The following is a 15519-nucleotide window of genomic DNA, read 5'->3' on the forward strand; positions in this document are numbered from 1 at the left end:
GGGCGAGCCCCTACCTGTCGCCGGGCGACACCCCGGAGACACCCTTGGCACACGACGATTCAGGCCCCGCTCAGATGCACGCCACCACCATCCTGATGGTGCGCAAGGCGGGCCGCGTCGTCATCGGCGGCGACGGCCAGGTCAGCCTCGGCCAGACCATCGTGAAGGGCAACGCCCGCAAGGTCCGGCGGCTGGCCAAGGGCGCGGTGATCGGCGGCTTCGCAGGCGCGACGGCCGACGCCTTCACCCTGTTCGAGCGGCTTGAGGCCAAGCTCGAACAGTATCCCGGGCAGCTCACCCGCGCCTGCGTCGAGCTGACCAAGGATTGGCGCACCGATCGCTACCTCCGCCGCCTCGAGGCGATGATGCTGGTGGCCGACAAGGACGTCAGCCTGCTGCTCTCGGGCGCGGGCGACGTGCTGGAGCCGGAGGGCGGCGTGATGGCGATCGGCTCAGGGGGCAACTACGCCCTTTCGGCCGCGCGCGCCCTGGAGGACACCGACCTCGACGCCGAGGCGATCGTGCGCAAGGCGATGCGGATCGCCGCCGAGATCTGCGTCTACACCAACGGCAGCCTCGTCCTCGAATCCCTCGACGCGGACTCGGTCTGACCCTCACCCGGTCCGTCCCGACGGCTTTGAGGCCGCCGGGAGGCCGCGCGGCCGCTACTTGTCGAAGCTGTAATCGAGGTCGATGCCGTCCTTGCCGTCGTCGCTGGCCTTGAAGGTCATCTTCATGCGCTTCTCGGTCGTGCCCGTGTCCTGGGTCTCGTCCCAGACCGAGGTGTAGCGGCAGGTCATCCGCTTGCCCTTGCGATCCTCGAAGACCGTCTCGGGCTCGACCAGCGCCTTGAGCCGGCGCTTGCCGTCCTTGAAGTCGGGGGCGCCGTTGACTGAGGCCATCAAATCCGTGCGCACCGCGTCCTGCGCGCAGAGCCCACTCGCGGGGGCGGGCGGAGCCGCCGCGACGACTGGGGCCGGAGCGGGCGTCGTCGGCGCGGGCGCAGGCGCTGCAGCCGTCGGAGCGGGCGCCGGAGCCGCTGCCAGCACCGTGAACGGCCGCTCGACCTGGGTGGTGCGGTCGCTGAACTTGTCCCGCAGGGTGAAGGCGAGGACGTAGTCGCCCGGGTCGACGCCGGCGATGCCCAGCGTGAAGTGGAAGGAGAACTTCGGGTAGCCGTCCAGGATGCCGTCCTTCCCAGCTGTGAACTCCTTGTCGATCACGGCCTTCTGGCCGCCGAGGATCGCACCGCCCTTGCTCTGCAGCACGTAGTCGACGACCAGGCCGAACCGGACGTCGCCGCCGGCCACCGGCACCAGCGTCTCGCCGACCGGCTCCATGTAGGTGATGACCTTCTCGCTCGGCAGGAAGGCGCCCACGGCGCGCGGGTCGACGTCGCCGAACCCCTCCGACGGGCGCGTCACGAACAGCACCCGGCGCACGCCGAGGCTCTGGCTGGCGACCGGGGCTGCGGCCGGAGGAGAGGCTACGGCGGCGGGAGCCGGCGGCTTGGCCGCCGCGGGGGCTTCCGCCCTGCTCGCTTCCGATTTGCCCGCCCCGACCTTGCCGGACTGCACGGAGCCGCCCGACCAGAACCCGCCGCCACCGCCGCCGGCCGGGATCGTCACGCTCTTCATGATCGCCGACAGCGCGGTCTCGTTGGTCGCGCGGTCGTCCTCGGAGCCCCACACGGTGACCAGGACCGCCCGGTTGCGGCTCGCGTCGAGGGTGACGAAGTCGATGATCGCCTTGCCGTTCTTGTCCGTCGCCTGGTAGCGCTGCACCTGGCCCGGGGTGCCGTTGAAGTCGATGGTCTGCTCCGTCGGCTTGCCGACGAGCTTGACCTTGTTCTTCGTCAGGTAGGCCTTGCTGTCCTTGATCAGCGAATCGAGGCGCGACTTGCTGTCGGTGGCGATGTTGACGACGATGTCGCCGTCCGCCGAGACGGAGGCGATCTCGGTCTCGTAGACGCTGGTGTCCCAGTCGTCCGGCATCGTCGCGGTGACGGCGGGCTCCTTCGCCGGCAGGACGATGTCCTTGGCGAAGGCCGGCGCGGCCAGCCCGACGAAGAGGGCGGCCCCCACGATCCAACGTTTCATGTGCGTCACCCCCGAACCGGGCTCGAACATCGATCCGGCGCTCGAACTCTCATCCGGTCTGACGAAACGACGGTCAAGGTTGTACCGGCGCCGCCCCCGGATTTATGCAGACGACCTCACGGTTTCGGTCGGATCGCGGCGACGAACAGAGCGATGTCCTGCTTACGCACCGCGTGCGTGCCGCGTCGAACAGGTTGTATGGGTAACGGGTCCTTGACAACCTGTGGATATGGTCCGCTGCGCAAGCACAGGGCCTGACGCGCATGACGATCGGCGGCAAACTTCTCGGACTGGTCGGCGCCTCGAGTCTCGTGACCCTCGTGGTCGCAGGCGTGGGCCTCGACACCCTGCGCACGTTCGACCGATCGGTCGGCGCGGCGCGGAACGCCACCGAGAACGCGCTGTTCGCCGCCGAGCTCACTAGGCTCGCCACCGACACGGCGCTGGAATCGCGCGGCATCTACGCCGCCGCCGACACCCAGGCCGCGCGGAAATACGCCGCCGGCATCGTCCGCGACCTCTCGGCGATCGATGCGCTGCTGACCGAGTGGCGCCCGGCGGTGCCGGAGGCGGACCGCCCGCTGTTCGAGCGCGTGGCCAAGGACGCCGCGGAGTTCCGCCGGCACCGCACCGAGACCGCCCGCCTCGGCACGGAGGTTTCGCCGAAGGCCGCCGCCGAGCAGGGTTTCACCGACGCGAATCGCGACAACCGCGTCGCCTTCCAGACCGGCATCGAAACCTTCGTGAAGCGGAGCCGCGAGCGCATCGAGACCCTGAACGCCGCCGCCGAAGCGCTCTACGTCGAGCGCCTGCGGCTCCTCCTGGCGCTGGCGTTCGGCGGAACCCTCGGCGGCCTGCTCGTCGGCGGCCTCGTCGGCCATCGGATGATCGCCAAGCCCCTGCGGGCCGTCTCCACGGCGATCCGTCGCCTCGCGCAGGGCGACCGCGACCTGCCCCCGGTCAAGCCGTCGCGCGACGAGATCGGCGCGATCTGGGCGAGCATGCGCACGTTTGCCGACGCGATGGGGGAGGCGGACGCCCTGCGCCGCAGCCAGGCGCAGGCCGGCCTCGAAGCCGGGGCGATCAAGCGGGCCGAGATGGACACCCTCGCCGACCGCTTCCAGGGCAGCGTCGGCGGCCTCGTCAGCCATCTCGCCGCCTCCGCCGGCACGATGGAGGAGACCGCCCGCGCCATGGCGCGCAACGCCGAGCGCACCAGCCTGCAGTCCCAGGCGGTGATGGACGCCGCCGGCACCGCCTCGATGAACGTCCAGGCGGTGGCCGCGGCCACCGAGGAGCTGGCCGCGACCGCCAACGAGATCGGCGCGCAGGTCTCGCAGACCTCGATCGCCGCCGCCGGCGCCGTCGAGAACGCGCGGCGCACCGAGCAGTCCGTGCAGCGGCTCGCCCGCAGCGCCGCCAGCATCGGCGAGGTCGTCTCGCTGATCTCGGGTATCGCCGGCCAGACCAACCTGCTGGCGCTCAACGCCACGATCGAGGCGGCGCGCGCCGGCGAGGCCGGCCGCGGCTTCGCAGTGGTGGCTGCCGAGGTGAAGAGCCTCGCCGGCCAGACCGCCCTCGCCACCGACCGGATCACCGCCGAGATCGCCAAGATCCGCGACGCCACCGCCGACGCCGTGGCGGCGATCGAGGAGATCGGCGGCACCATCGGCTCCGTCCACGAGATCGCGATGGGCGTCTCCGCGGCGGTGGAGGAGCAGCAGCTCGCCACCCAGGAGATCGCCCGCAGCGTGAGCGACGCCGCCGAGGGGACGCGTGCGGTGAGCGAGACCATGGCCGAGGTCCAGGCCGCCGCCCTCCAGGCGGGCGACGCCGCCGGGCAGGTCCTGGCTGCGGCCGGAGACCTCGCGCGCCGCTCCGCGGGCCTCGGCGGCGAGGTCGACGGGTTCGTCCGCGAGATCCGCGCCGCCTGAAGGCAAGCCGAGAACCGCTCTCGGGACCGCTCTCTGGATCGGCTCTGGTAAGCGTGGCGCCCTGCGCTTAGATCGGGGCGATGCGCCATCCCCTCTCGTGCCCGCAATCCTCCTGCCCGCCGTCCGTCCGGTGATCGACCACGCGCTCCTGTCGCGTGCGGTCGCCCGCGGCATCCTCACCGCGGCGCAGGTCGAGGCCCTCGACCGGCTCGCCCGCGAGGTGGCGGCTCCCGAGCCGGAGCGGGTGGACGACGACGAGCGCCTGCGCTTCATCACGGGCTTCGCCGACATCTTCGTCACCCTCGGCATCGCCCTGTTCCTTGGCGCGGCGTGGTGGCTGGCCGGCGACACCCTCGGCGAGACCGGAAGCCGGGTGCTCGTGGCGGCCCTGGCCTGGGGGCTCGCCGAGTTCTTCACCCGCCGCCGCAGGATGGCGCTGCCGAGCATCGCGCTGCTCGCGATCTTCGCGGTGGAATCCTTTCTCGCCGTCTCGTCGATGGCGGGCATCGCCGTCGGCTGGAGCAGCGCCCTGCCGGGACCGAGCGGTTCGGGCGCGCCGGCGCCGCTCCCCTATGCTGGGGCGGCGCTCGCGACGCTGGCGCTGTGCGCCCTGCATTACCGGCGCTTTTCCGTGCCGATCACCATCGCGGCGGGCGCGGCGGCGCTCGCGGGCACGCTGCTGGCGCTGGCCTTCGCCCTCGTGCCGAGCCTCGACACCGGCGCCTTCAGCGCGTTGCTGGTCACGGCGGGCCTCGCGGTCTTCGCGCTCGCGATGCGTTTCGACCTCGCCGACCGGCAGCGCCAGACCCGACGCACCGACATCGCGTTCTGGCTGCACCTGCTCGCCGCCCCGCTGATCGTGCATCCGATGCTGACCACGGTCCTCCGGAGCGGCGACGCGCCGACGACGGTCTCGGCGATCCTGGTGCTCGGGGTCGTCCTGCTGCTGGCGCTGGTGGCCCTGGTCACCGACCGGCGCGCGATCCTGGTCGCCGGCCTGACCTATGCCGGGATCGCGTTCGGAACCCTGATCCGCGATGCCGGATTCACCAGCCGGGCCGCCCCGCTGAGCTTCCTCGCGCTCGGCGCCTTCGTCCTGCTTCTCAGCGCCGGCTGGCACGCGATGCGGGGCCTCGTCCTGCGCGGCCTGCCCGCGCGCCTGGCAGCCCGGCTGCCGCACCCGATCGGAGCCCGATGACCACGTTTTCCCCCCGCGAGATCGTCTTGGAACTCGACCGCTTCATCGTCGGCCAACACGACGCCAAGCGCGCCGTCGCCATCGCGCTGCGCAACCGCTGGCGCCGGCAGCAGCTCACCGGGCCGCTGCGCGAGGAGGTCGCGCCGAAGAACATCCTGATGATCGGCCCGACCGGTTGCGGCAAGACCGAGATCGCCCGCCGCCTGGCGCGGCTCGCCGGCGCGCCGTTCCTCAAGATCGAGGCCACCAAGTTCACCGAGGTCGGCTATGTCGGCCGCGACGTCGAGCAGATCGTGCGCGACCTCGTCGAGGTGGCGATCGGGCTCGTGCGCGAGGAGAAGCGCAAGGCGGTCAAGGCCAAGGCCGAGGCGGCGGCCGAGAACCGCATCCTCGACGCCCTGGTCGGCCCGACCGCGAGCCAGCCCACCCGCGACAGCTTCCGCAAGAAGCTCCGCGACAGCCAGCTCGACGACAAGGAGGTCGAGATCGAGCTTGCCGGCAACCCGTCCTCGGGCATGCCGATGTTCGAGATCCCCGGCATGCCGGGCGCGTCCATGGGCGCGGTCAACTTGGGCGACATGTTCGGCAAGGCGTTCGGCGCCACCAAGGGCAAGCCGCGCCGGATGAGCGTGCGCGACGCCTACGCGCCTTTGCTGACGGAGGAATCCGACAAGCTCGTCGACGACGACGCGCTGATCCGCGAGGCGATCCGCGAGGTCGAGGACAACGGCATCGTCTTCCTCGACGAGATCGACAAGATCTGCGCCCGCGAGGGCCGCTCCTCGGCCGACGTCTCCCGCGAGGGCGTGCAGCGCGACCTGCTGCCGCTGATCGAGGGCACGACGGTGACGACGAAGCACGGGCCGGTGAAGACCGACCACGTGCTGTTCATCGCGTCGGGCGCCTTCCACGTCTCGAAGCCCGCCGACCTGCTGCCGGAGCTGCAGGGCCGCCTGCCGATCCGCGTCGAGCTGCAGCCGCTCACCGTCGAGGACTTCAAGCAGATCCTCACCTCCACCGAGGCGAGCCTGCTCAAGCAGACGGTGGCGCTGATGCAGACGGAAGGCGTGACGCTGGCCTTCTCGGACGACGCGGTGGACGCGCTCGCCCGCGTCGCCGTGGAGGTGAACGGCTCGGTCGAGAACATCGGCGCGCGACGCCTCTCGACCGTGCTGGAGCGCGTCATCGACGAGGTCTCGTTCACCGCCACCGACCGGGCCGGGGAGACGGTGGCGATCGACGCGGCCTACGTCCGCGACCGGGTCGAGAGCCTCGCGGCCAACGCCGACCTCAGCCGCTTCATCCTGTAGCGTGGTGCGCCACATCGAGCGGGCAGGGGCGTCGGCGACGCTCCTGCCCGTCGTCGCGCTCGTCGCCGGCATGGTCTCGCTCCAGAGCGGGGCGGCCCTGGCCAAGAGCCTGTTCCCGGCCGTCGGCGCCGCCGGGGTGTCGAGCCTGCGCGTCGGCTTCTCGGCCCTGATCCTGCTCGCGGTGTGGCGTCCGTGGCGGCGAAGCCTGGGGCTTCGCGAGGCCGGGATGATCGCGCTCTACGGCGCGGCGCTCGGGATGATGAACCTGACCTTCTACCTGGCGCTGCGCACGATCCCGCTCGGGCCGGCGGTGGCGATCGAGTTCCTGGGGCCGCTCGCGGTCGCGCTCTCGGCCTCGCGCCGGGCGGCCGACTTCGCCTGGATCGGCCTCGCCATCCTCGGCCTCGGGCTGCTGCTGCCCCTGCGCGACGCCGGCGGCCTCGACCCGGTCGGCGTCGCCTACGCCCTGGTCGCGGCCTTGGCCTGGGCGCTCTACATCGTGTTCGGGCAGCGTGCCGGGCGGGTCGACGGCGGGCAGGCGGTGTCGCTGGGCATGCTGGCCGCGGCCCTGGTGGTGGCGCCGTTCGGCCTGGCGAGTTCCGGTGCGGCCCTGTTCGACCCGGCGACGCTGGTCCTCGGCTTCGGGATCGCGGTGCTGTCGAGCGCCCTGCCGTATTCCCTCGAGATGGTGGCCCTGCGCCGCCTGACGCGTCAGGCCTTCGGGGTGATGATGAGCCTGGAGCCGGCGATCGCCGCGCTTGCGGCGCTGATCCTGCTCGGCGAGCGCCTGTCGCCGCTCCAATGGCTGGCGATCGGCTGCGTGATCGCGGCCTCGGCCGGCATCACTGCCGGCGGTCGCAGGGCTGCGAAGGCGGCCGCGACGACGCCTTGAAGGCGGGCGCGGGCGGCCCCAGTGCGGTCAGCTCTCCCACACCTGCCCGGGCCGCATCGCCAAAAAACGCGCGCGCGGCTGCCCGGCCTGGTCCATCGCGGCGTCCAGCGCCTCGGCCGGCGCCTCGATGCCCTCGTCGGTGAGCTTGAAGGTGCCCCAATGGTGCCCGAGCGCCTGGCGCGCGTCGAGCAGGTCGAGGGCGGCGACCGCGTCGGCCGGGTTCATGTGCTGCGCCTGCATGAACCAACGCGGCTCGTAGGCGCCGATCGGCAGGGTCGCGAGCCGCGGAGCACCGAAGCGCGTCCGCACGTCGCGGAAGATCGCCCCGTCGCCGAAGCCGGTGTCGCCGACATGGTAGTGGACGGCCTCGGGCGACGTGATCACGAAGGCGCACCACAGGGCCATGCGCCGGTCGTTCAGACCTCGTGCCGACCAGTGGTAGGCCGGCGTCAGGTGCACGCTCACGCCATCGCCCAGGTCGACCGAGCCGCCCCAGTCGCGGGTCTCGACGTGCATCGTCTCGTCGTAGCCGCGCAGGATCGCGTCGTTGCCGAGCGGCGCGACGACGAGCGGCTGGTGCGCCTGCCAGACTCGCGCGAGGCTCGGCCCGTCGAGATGGTCGTAGTGGTTGTGGGTGATCAGCACGCAATCGATCGCCGGCAGGTCGGCCATCGCGATGCCGGGCGGGTTGACCCGCTTCGGCCCGGCGAAGCGCACCGGGCTCGCGCGCGTTGCGAAGACCGGGTCGATCAGGATGTTGCGGCCGGCGACCTGCACGAGGTAGCTGGCGTGCCCGATCAGCACGACGCGCAGGTCCGAGACGCGCTCCGGCGGCCGGTCGGCCGGGAACGGGCTCGGATGGCGTTTCGGCCACGCCGTGCCGCCGCGCTCCGCCTTCCAGCGGACGACGTCGCCCAAGGACTTGTCGGCGGCTTGAGTCTTGTCGGCGACTTGGGAATTGTCGGCGACCTGGGCCTTGTCGACGACCTGGCCGGGCGCGAAGAACCGCACCCCGTCGAAGTGGTCGCTCGTCGGCCCGCGGTAATACGGGTTCCGCCCGCGCCGGTGCACGGCGTAGCCGACGCCGCCCAGGGTCATCACCGTGGCCGCGCTCGCGGCCGTGAGCAGGCTTCGCCGTTTCATGCCGTGATCACATGGCCGGCGCCGCCTGGGAATCAAGCCGACGTCCCTGTCGTCGCGAACTGGCACCGGGGACAGCCTCCGCGAAAATCGGCGCGAACTTCGCCTTGTGAACAGACGGCGGCCTCGCGCTGCGCTATGGCCTTGATGCACGTGAGGATCGAACCGCTGCCGCCATGGCCGTCACCGCCGCCCCGTCCTTCGGCAGGAACCTCCTGCTGCGCGCCCTGCAGCCCGCCGACCGGGCGCTGATCGCGCCCTACGCCGAACCGGTGGAGTTCGTGCGCGGCGACGTCGTGTTCGGCTCGGGCGACCCGGTCTCGCACGTCACCTTCCCCTGCGACCACACGGTGGTCACCCTGGCGATCACCATGCTCGACGGCCGCATGGCCGAGACGGCGACGGTGGGCTGGGAGGGCGCCGTCGGCGGCGTGGTCAGCCAGGGCTACCTGCCGGCCTTCAGCCGCGCCGTGGTGCAGATCGGCGGCCCGGCCTTGCGCGTGGAAGCCGGGCGCCTCCAGGCGGCCAAGCAGGCCTCGCGCACCCTGCGCAACCTGTTCACACGCTACTCCGACTGCCTGATCGCCCAGCTCCTGCAATCGGTCGCCTGCAACGCCCTGCACCCGATCGAGCAGCGCGCGGCCAAGTGGCTGCTGACCCTGCACGACCGGCTCTCGACCGACGTCCTGCCGATCACCCAGGACGTGTTGGCCGAGATGCTCGGCGTGCGCCGCACCTACCTGTCGGGCGTGCTGCGCGGCCTGCACGACCGCGGGATGATCACGGTGGCCCGCGGGCGCATCACCATCCGCGACCGGGCGGCCCTGGAGCGGGCGGCCTGCGAGTGCCACGACCGCGTGCGCCGCCATTTCGAGGACGTGCTCGGCGCGGTCTACCGCGACGACGGCACGCTGGTCGCCGTCGACCCGGCGGCGGCCGGCGCGGCGGGTTCGGCCGCGCAAGGCGGTTCGGCCTCGCGAGAAAAGGCGGCGTGAGGCCATGACCGCCGCACCGACCCCGGACCCGCTCGACGGCGCGCGCCTCGCCGCCCTCGACGAATACGGCATCCTCGACACGCCCGCCGAGAGCGGCTTCGAGGACATCGTCCTCCTGGCCTCGCAGGCCTGCGAGACCCCGACGGCGCTCGTCAGCTTCGTCGCCAAGGACCGGCAATGGTTCAAGGCGCGGATCGGGTTCGACCCGTGCGAGACGCCGCTGACCCAATCGGTCTGCGCGCACGCGCTCGGCCGCGACGGCATCCTCGTCATCCCCGACCTGACCCGCGACCCGCGGACCCGCGACAACGCCCTTGTCACCGGCGATCCGCAGATCCGGTTCTATGCCGGGGCGCCGCTGCACACGCAGGACGGCTTCGCGCTGGGCACGCTCTGCGTCATCGACTCCGTGCCGCGCCCCGAGGGCTTGACGGCGCGGCAGACGGCGACCCTGACCGCGCTGGCGCGCCAGGTGATGGTCCAGCTCGAATTGCGCCGGGCGATCGAGAACCGCGAGCAGGCGCTCGCCGCCCGCGCCCGCGCCGAGGAGCAGCTGCGCCTCGCGGTCGAGGCCACCGGCATCGGCATCTTCGACTTCGACCTCGCCACCGGCGAGCTGCGCTGGGACGCGCGGGTGCGCGCCCTGTTCGGCGTGCCGGCGCGCGGCCCGATCACCTACGCGGAGACCTATCTCGGCGGCGTCCACCCCGACGACCGGGAGCGCGCGGACGCGGCGGTCCGGGCGGCCATGGACGCGGACGGCGTCGGCGTGTTCGACACCGACTACCGGGTGGTCGCGGCCGACACCGGCGTCGAGCGCTGGCTCGCGGCCCGCGGCCGGGCGATCGTCGAGGACGGCGTCGCCGTCCGCTTCATCGGTTCGGTCCGCGACATCACCGAGCACAAGGCCGCCGACCTCGCCCTGAAGGCGACCGAGGAGCGCTACCGCCTGGCGGCGCGCGCCACCACCGACGCGATCTGGGACTGGGACCTCGTCGCCGACCAGGTCCGCTGGAACGAAGCGCTGACGCTCGCCCACGGCCACGACCTCGGCGCGGTGGTGCCGCAGGGCGCGTGGTGGCTCGCCCAGATCCATCCGGAGGACCGCGACCGGATCGCCCGCAGCATCCGCGCGGCGATCGACGGCACCGTCGAGACCTGGACCGACGAGTACCGCTTCCGGCGCGGCGACGACAGCTACGCCGCCGTGATCGACCGCGGCTACATCATCCGCGACGACGCCGGCCGGGCGGTGCGGATGATCGGGGCGATGCTCGACATCACCCGCCGCAACGAGACCGAGCGGCGCCTGCGCCAGAACCAGGCGCAGCTGGACACCGTCCTGCAGACCATGCCGGTGGGGATCCTGCTGGCGGAGGCGCCGAGCGGACGGATCGTGTTCGGCAACCCGCGCCTGGAGCGCATCCTCGGCCACCCGACCGTGCAAGCCGAAGACCGGGACGGGTACGGCGCCTACCGCGCCTACCGGGCCGACGGGTCGCCAGTGCCGCCCGGGGACTACCCGCTCGCCCGCATCACCGCCGGCGAGGTCGACCACGCCGAGCTGGAGGCGCATTACCAGCGGCCCGACGGGTCGCGTCGCTGGATCGAGATCATCGGCGAGGCCGTGAAGGATTCCAACGGCGTCACCATCGGCGCGGTGGTGGCGGTCGGCGACATCGAGGACCGCAAGCGCGCTGCGCAGCAGCAGGACATCCTCCACCACGAGCTCGGGCACCGCCTGAAGAACACCCTCGCCCTGGTGCAGGCGATCGCGACGCAGACCTTGCGCAACGTCACCGACCTCGACGCCGCCCGCGAGGCACTGTCGGCCCGCCTCGTGGCCATGGGCAAGGCCCACGACATCCTGCTCTCCGGCGAAAGCGAGAGCGCAGGCATGGAGGCAGTGCTGCGCGGCGCCCTGAGCATCCACGACGACGGCGGGCCGCAGCGGTTCCGGCTCTCGGGGCCCGACCTCGCAGTCGGCCCGAAGGCGGCGCTGTCGCTGGCGCTGATGGCGCACGAGCTGGCCACCAACGCGGTCAAGTACGGCGCGCTCTCGGTGCCGGACGGCAGCGTCGTCCTGCGCTGGGAGGTCGAGGGCAGGGACCGCGCGGACGGGAGCGCCGTCATCCACCTGCTCTGGCGCGAGCAGGGCGGTCCGTGCGTGGTCGAGCCGACCCGCAAGGGGTTCGGCACCCGCCTGATCGAGCGCGGCCTCGTCGGCGCGATCGGCGGCACGGTGAGGCTCGCCTACCCGGAGAGCGGGGTCACCTGCACGGTCACGGCCCCCTTGAGCGGGCTGCTCGAATCGTAAGCCGGAGGCCGGTCTCGCTCAGCCCGGATCGTCCGCGGGCTTCGGCCCGGCGGGCACGAAGAAATCCTCCGGCGGCGCCACCACGACGCGCCGCGCCGCGACGTCGAGGTCGGGGACGAAGGCCTTTGTGAAGGGCAGGAGCGCCGTGGCGCCCCCCTGTACGGGCTTGATCTCCAGGAGGTCGCCGCCGCCGTAGTTCGGCACCGCGACGACGGTCCCGATCACCGTGCCGGCGGCGTCGATCGCCGGCAGCCCGACGAGGTCGGCGGTGAAGACCTCGTCCGCATCCGGCTCGCCGAGGCGCTCGCGGGGGACGTAGAGGAGGGTGCGGTTCAGGGCCTCGGCGCCGGTCCGGTCGGAGACGCCGCGGACGCGCGCGACCAGGAGGTCGGGCGACGACCCGGGAGCCGGGCGCACGCTCGTGAGTTCGAACGTCCGGCCGTCGGCCGAAACGAGCGGGCCGTAGCCGGCGATAGCCTGCGGGTCGCCGGTATAGGATTTCAGGCGGATCTCGCCGTTGAGCCCCTGCGCCCGGCCGAACTCGCCCATCACGACGAGGTTCGGGTCGACCGAGACGGGGGCCGGCTTCGCCGCGGGCTTGGGCCGCGGCGAAGTCTGGGTGTCGGGCGCGATGGCGCCGCGGCGCGCGCCGTCGCCGCGGGATGGGCCTGCGGGACGACGCATGCTCTGGCTCCTCAGGCGGCCGCGTCCTCGGCGGGCTTGGCGGCCTTCTCGGCGCGCTTGGCGGCGCGCTCCTTGGCCTTCTCGCCCGGCTCCGCCTTCTGCGGGTTGTTGCGGGTCGGGCGCTTGGCGAGCCCCGCGGCGTCGAGGAAGCGTAGCACGCGGTCGGTCGGCTGCGCGCCCTTGGCGAGCCAGGCCGTGATCTTCTCGGCCTCGAGCACGATGCGGGCCGGGTCGTCCTTGGCCTTCATCGGGTCGTAGGCGCCGACCTTCTCGATGAAGCGGCCGTCGCGGGGGGCACGGGCGTCGGCGACGACGATGCGGTAGTACGGGCGCTTCTTGGCGCCGCCACGGGTGAGGCGGATCTTGAGGGACATGTCTTCAACTCCTGATATGCTTCGATCGATCAACGAATGGTGAGTAGTGAGTAGCGAATGAAAGGCCGAAAGCCGCATTCGCTACTCCCCCTTCGCCCTACTTCTTCTTCCCGAACGGGAAGCCGCCGAGACCCGGCATCTTCGAGCCTCCGAGGCCCGGAAGGCTCGGCATCTTGCCAGCCCCCCCGAGGCCGGGGGGCATCGGCGGCAGCTTGCCGCCGAACTGCTTCTGCATCGCCTCGATCTGCTCCGGCGTCGGCTCGGGCATTCCCGGCGGAAGGCCGGGCATCCCGCCGCCCATGCCGCCCGGCATCCCGCCGCCGCCGAGGCCGAACATCGAGCCCAAAGCCTGGCCGATGCCGCGTTTGCCTGAGCCCATCGCCTTCATCATGTCGGCCATGGTCCGGTGCATCTTCAGGAGCTTGTTCAGCTCCTCGACCTTGGTGCCCGAACCCGCCGCGATGCGCTTCTTGCGGGAGTTCTTGAGCAGGTCGGGGTTCTTGCGCTCCTGCGCGGTCATCGAGGAGATGATCGCGCGCTGGCGCTTGAACATGTTCTCGTCGAGGTTGGCGCCCTCGACCTGCTTCTTCATCGCGCCCATGCCGGGCAGCATGCCCATCAGGCCGCCGATGCCGCCCATCTTCTCCATCTGTCCGAGCTGCATCGACAGGTCATCGAGGTCGAACTTACCCTTGCGCATCTTCTCCGCGGTGCGGAGCGCCTGCTCGTGGTCGATGGTCTCGGCCGCCTTTTCGACGAGCGAGACGATGTCGCCCATGCCGAGGATGCGGTTGGCGACGCGGGAGGGATGGAACTCCTCCAGCGCGTCGACCTTCTCGCCGGTGCCGACGAGCTTGATCGGCTTGCCGGTGACGGCGCGCATCGAGAGCGCCGCGCCGCCGCGCGAATCGCCGTCCATGCGGGTGAGCACGATGCCGGTGACGCCGAGCCGCTGGTCGAAGGCGCGCGCGGTGTTGACCGCGTCCTGGCCGGTGAGCGCGTCGGCGACGAGCAGCACCTCGTGGGGGTTCGTCGCCGCCTTCACCTCGGCGGCTTCCTGCATCAGGGCCTCGTCGACCGTGGTGCGGCCGGCGGTGTCGAGCATCACCACGTCGAAGCCGCCGAGCCGGGCGGCGTCCATGGCGCGCTTGGCGATCTGCACCGCCGACTGGCCGGCGACGATCGGCAGGCAGGCGACGCCGACCTGGGCCGCGAGGATCGCCAGCTGCTCCATCGCCGCCGGGCGGCGGGTGTCGAGGGAGGCGAGCAGCACCTTGCGCTTCTCGCGGTCGGACAGGCGCCGGGCGATCTTGGCGGTGGTGGTGGTCTTGCCCGAGCCCTGCAGGCCGACCATCAGGATCGGCACCGGGGCGGGGGCGTTCAGGTCGATCACGCCGGCGTCGGTGCCGAGCATCGCCACGAGCTCGTCGTTGACGATCTTCACGACCATCTGGCCGGGCGTGACCGACTTCAGCACGACGGCGCCGACGGCCTTGTCGCGCACCGCGTCGGTGAAGCCGCGCACCACTTCGAGGGCCACGTCGGCCTCGAGCAGGGCACGACGGACCTCGCGCATCGCGGCGGTGACGTCGGCCTCGGTCAGCGCGCCCCGGCGGGTGAGGCCGGAGAGGATGCCGGACAGGCGGTCGGAAAGGCCCTCGAACATGGCGCTACTGGTCCAGGCCGGACGCGGCGGCGCGGCGCGCCTGGAACGCGTCCTCGAAGGCACTGAGCGCGCGGGCGAACTTGTCCCGGCACTCGGGATTGCAGAAGCCGACCACGGCGCCGTTGTAGAGCGTCAGGGAATCGGCCGCGATCGGCTTGCCCGACCAGGGGCAGGCCTCGTTCACGGCATCCTCGATGCGCAGGGCGGCGGATGGTGTCATGGCGTAAAGGTCATGGCGTGGGTCAAGGACGGCCTTCGTGAGGACGCCTGCCGCCAACGCCGAGCACGCCCGAGGGCGCGGACGCGCTGTCGGGCGTTGACCTCCGGCCTCGATGGACCGGTCGGCTTCGGAATCGACGACGAACGTCGGATGCGCCGGGCGATACGGAAGCCGGCGCCAAAAGTCAATTTTTGCACGCACCGGCAGCTTCCCCGGCAGCCGCCCCTACGGCCGGGCTCGCCTTTTCGCCTGCCTCTCCCACCTTCGATGATCCGACGAAGCATGAAGGAGGACGACCGCATGGCATACGTCTCGGCCAAGATCAGGGACGAGGGCAGGGCCGCCAAGACGCAGGGCGCGCCGCTCTCGGCCGACCCGTATCCCGCCGGCTCCCAGGACAGCGCCGACTGGCTCGAAGGCTACACCTTCGACGAGCGCGAGCAGAACGTCGACCGCGAGGTCGAGCCAGGGGTCGAGCCAAGCGTCGACGCCGGCAAGGCCTGACGGAGGAGGGCGGGATCCGGCCCACATTCTCGCGATCGAACGCAGACGCAGCGTTAACTTTTACCGATCGTTAAGCATGTTCGGCACTGAATGGCCTCGATCGTTGAGGACACACCGATGTCGGACCCCGCCCGCAACCTGCCCCCGTACGAGTCCGGTGGACGCCCGACCCCGGGCCCGCTGCGC

14 protein-coding genes are annotated in these 15519 nt (G+C 71.8%); 8 read left to right on the forward strand and 6 right to left on the reverse strand.

What is annotated here, in order from left to right; translation table 11 throughout:
* Positions 1–74: 74 nt before the first annotated feature.
* A complete protein-coding gene (gene hslV / locus FV229_RS08120; protein ID WP_147751489.1) occupies positions 75–611 on the forward strand; it encodes an ATP-dependent protease subunit HslV in 537 nt (178 codons plus the stop codon).
* Between the two features lie 54 nt (positions 612–665).
* On the opposite strand, the gene FV229_RS08125 is transcribed toward hslV, so the two are convergent.
* Complete coding sequence (locus FV229_RS08125) at positions 666–2099, reverse strand: hypothetical protein (protein WP_147751478.1); 1434 nt, start codon at positions 2097–2099, stop codon at positions 666–668.
* 263 nt (positions 2100–2362) lie between these two features.
* On the opposite strand from FV229_RS08125, the gene FV229_RS08130 reads away from it, so the two are divergent.
* From FV229_RS08130 to FV229_RS08145, 4 genes are all read left to right on the forward strand, one after another.
* On the forward strand, positions 2363–4033 hold the full coding sequence (locus FV229_RS08130; RefSeq protein ID WP_147751479.1) for a HAMP domain-containing methyl-accepting chemotaxis protein: 1671 nt from the start codon (positions 2363–2365) through the stop codon (positions 4031–4033).
* Between the two features lie 97 nt (positions 4034–4130).
* A complete protein-coding gene (locus FV229_RS08135) occupies positions 4131–5231 on the forward strand; it encodes a hypothetical protein (RefSeq protein ID WP_246688105.1) in 1101 nt (366 codons plus the stop codon).
* Positions 5228–6541, forward strand: a complete 1314-nt coding sequence (gene hslU / locus FV229_RS08140) for an ATP-dependent protease ATPase subunit HslU (protein WP_147751480.1) — start codon at positions 5228–5230, stop codon at positions 6539–6541. Before FV229_RS08135 ends, hslU begins: the two co-directional genes overlap by 4 nt.
* 70 nt (positions 6542–6611) lie before the next feature.
* Positions 6612–7433, forward strand: a complete 822-nt coding sequence (locus tag FV229_RS08145) for an EamA family transporter (protein WP_147751491.1) — start codon at positions 6612–6614, stop codon at positions 7431–7433.
* A gap of 27 nt (positions 7434–7460) precedes the next feature.
* On the opposite strand, the gene FV229_RS08150 is transcribed toward FV229_RS08145, so the two are convergent.
* Positions 7461–8576 (reverse strand): MBL fold metallo-hydrolase, encoded by a 1116-nt coding sequence (locus tag FV229_RS08150; protein ID WP_147751481.1) that lies wholly within the window; start codon positions 8574–8576, stop codon positions 7461–7463.
* A gap of 173 nt (positions 8577–8749) precedes the next feature.
* Between FV229_RS08150 and FV229_RS08155 the strand changes: the two genes are divergently transcribed.
* Together FV229_RS08155 and FV229_RS08160 are read left to right on the forward strand one after the other, a co-directional pair.
* Positions 8750–9568 carry a Crp/Fnr family transcriptional regulator gene (locus tag FV229_RS08155; RefSeq protein WP_147751482.1) on the forward strand — a complete coding sequence of 273 codons (819 nt, stop codon included), beginning with the start codon at positions 8750–8752 and terminating at the stop codon, positions 9566–9568.
* A gap of 4 nt (positions 9569–9572) precedes the next feature.
* Positions 9573–11885: a PAS domain-containing protein gene (locus tag FV229_RS08160; RefSeq protein ID WP_147751483.1), complete on the forward strand. Its 2313-nt coding sequence runs from the start codon at positions 9573–9575 to the stop codon at positions 11883–11885.
* An 18-nt stretch (positions 11886–11903) separates the two neighbouring features.
* Here FV229_RS08160 and rimM read toward each other — a convergent pair whose 3' ends face one another.
* The 4 genes from rimM to FV229_RS08180 all read right to left on the reverse strand — a co-directional run bounded on the left by rimM (position 11904) and on the right by FV229_RS08180 (position 14829).
* Positions 11904–12434: a ribosome maturation factor RimM gene (rimM, locus tag FV229_RS08165; RefSeq protein WP_246685590.1), complete on the reverse strand. Its 531-nt coding sequence runs from the start codon at positions 12432–12434 to the stop codon at positions 11904–11906.
* Between the two features lie 146 nt (positions 12435–12580).
* On the reverse strand, positions 12581–12943 hold the full coding sequence (rpsP, locus tag FV229_RS08170; protein ID WP_147728730.1) for a 30S ribosomal protein S16: 363 nt from the start codon (positions 12941–12943) through the stop codon (positions 12581–12583).
* A gap of 97 nt (positions 12944–13040) precedes the next feature.
* A complete protein-coding gene (gene ffh / locus FV229_RS08175) occupies positions 13041–14609 on the reverse strand; it encodes a signal recognition particle protein (RefSeq protein WP_147751485.1) in 1569 nt (522 codons plus the stop codon).
* Positions 14610–14613: 4 nt separating this feature from the next.
* Positions 14614–14829: a glutathione S-transferase gene (locus FV229_RS08180; protein WP_147751486.1), complete on the reverse strand. Its 216-nt coding sequence runs from the start codon at positions 14827–14829 to the stop codon at positions 14614–14616.
* Between the two features lie 300 nt (positions 14830–15129).
* Here FV229_RS08180 and FV229_RS08185 point away from each other — a divergent pair, with 300 nt between their 5' ends.
* Positions 15130–15333: a hypothetical protein gene (locus tag FV229_RS08185; protein ID WP_147751487.1), complete on the forward strand. Its 204-nt coding sequence runs from the start codon at positions 15130–15132 to the stop codon at positions 15331–15333.
* The last annotated feature ends 186 nt before the right edge of the window (positions 15334–15519 follow it).

The organism is Methylobacterium sp. WL120 (assembly GCF_008039465.1).
GTDB lineage: Bacteria > Pseudomonadota > Alphaproteobacteria > Rhizobiales > Beijerinckiaceae > Methylobacterium > Methylobacterium cerastii.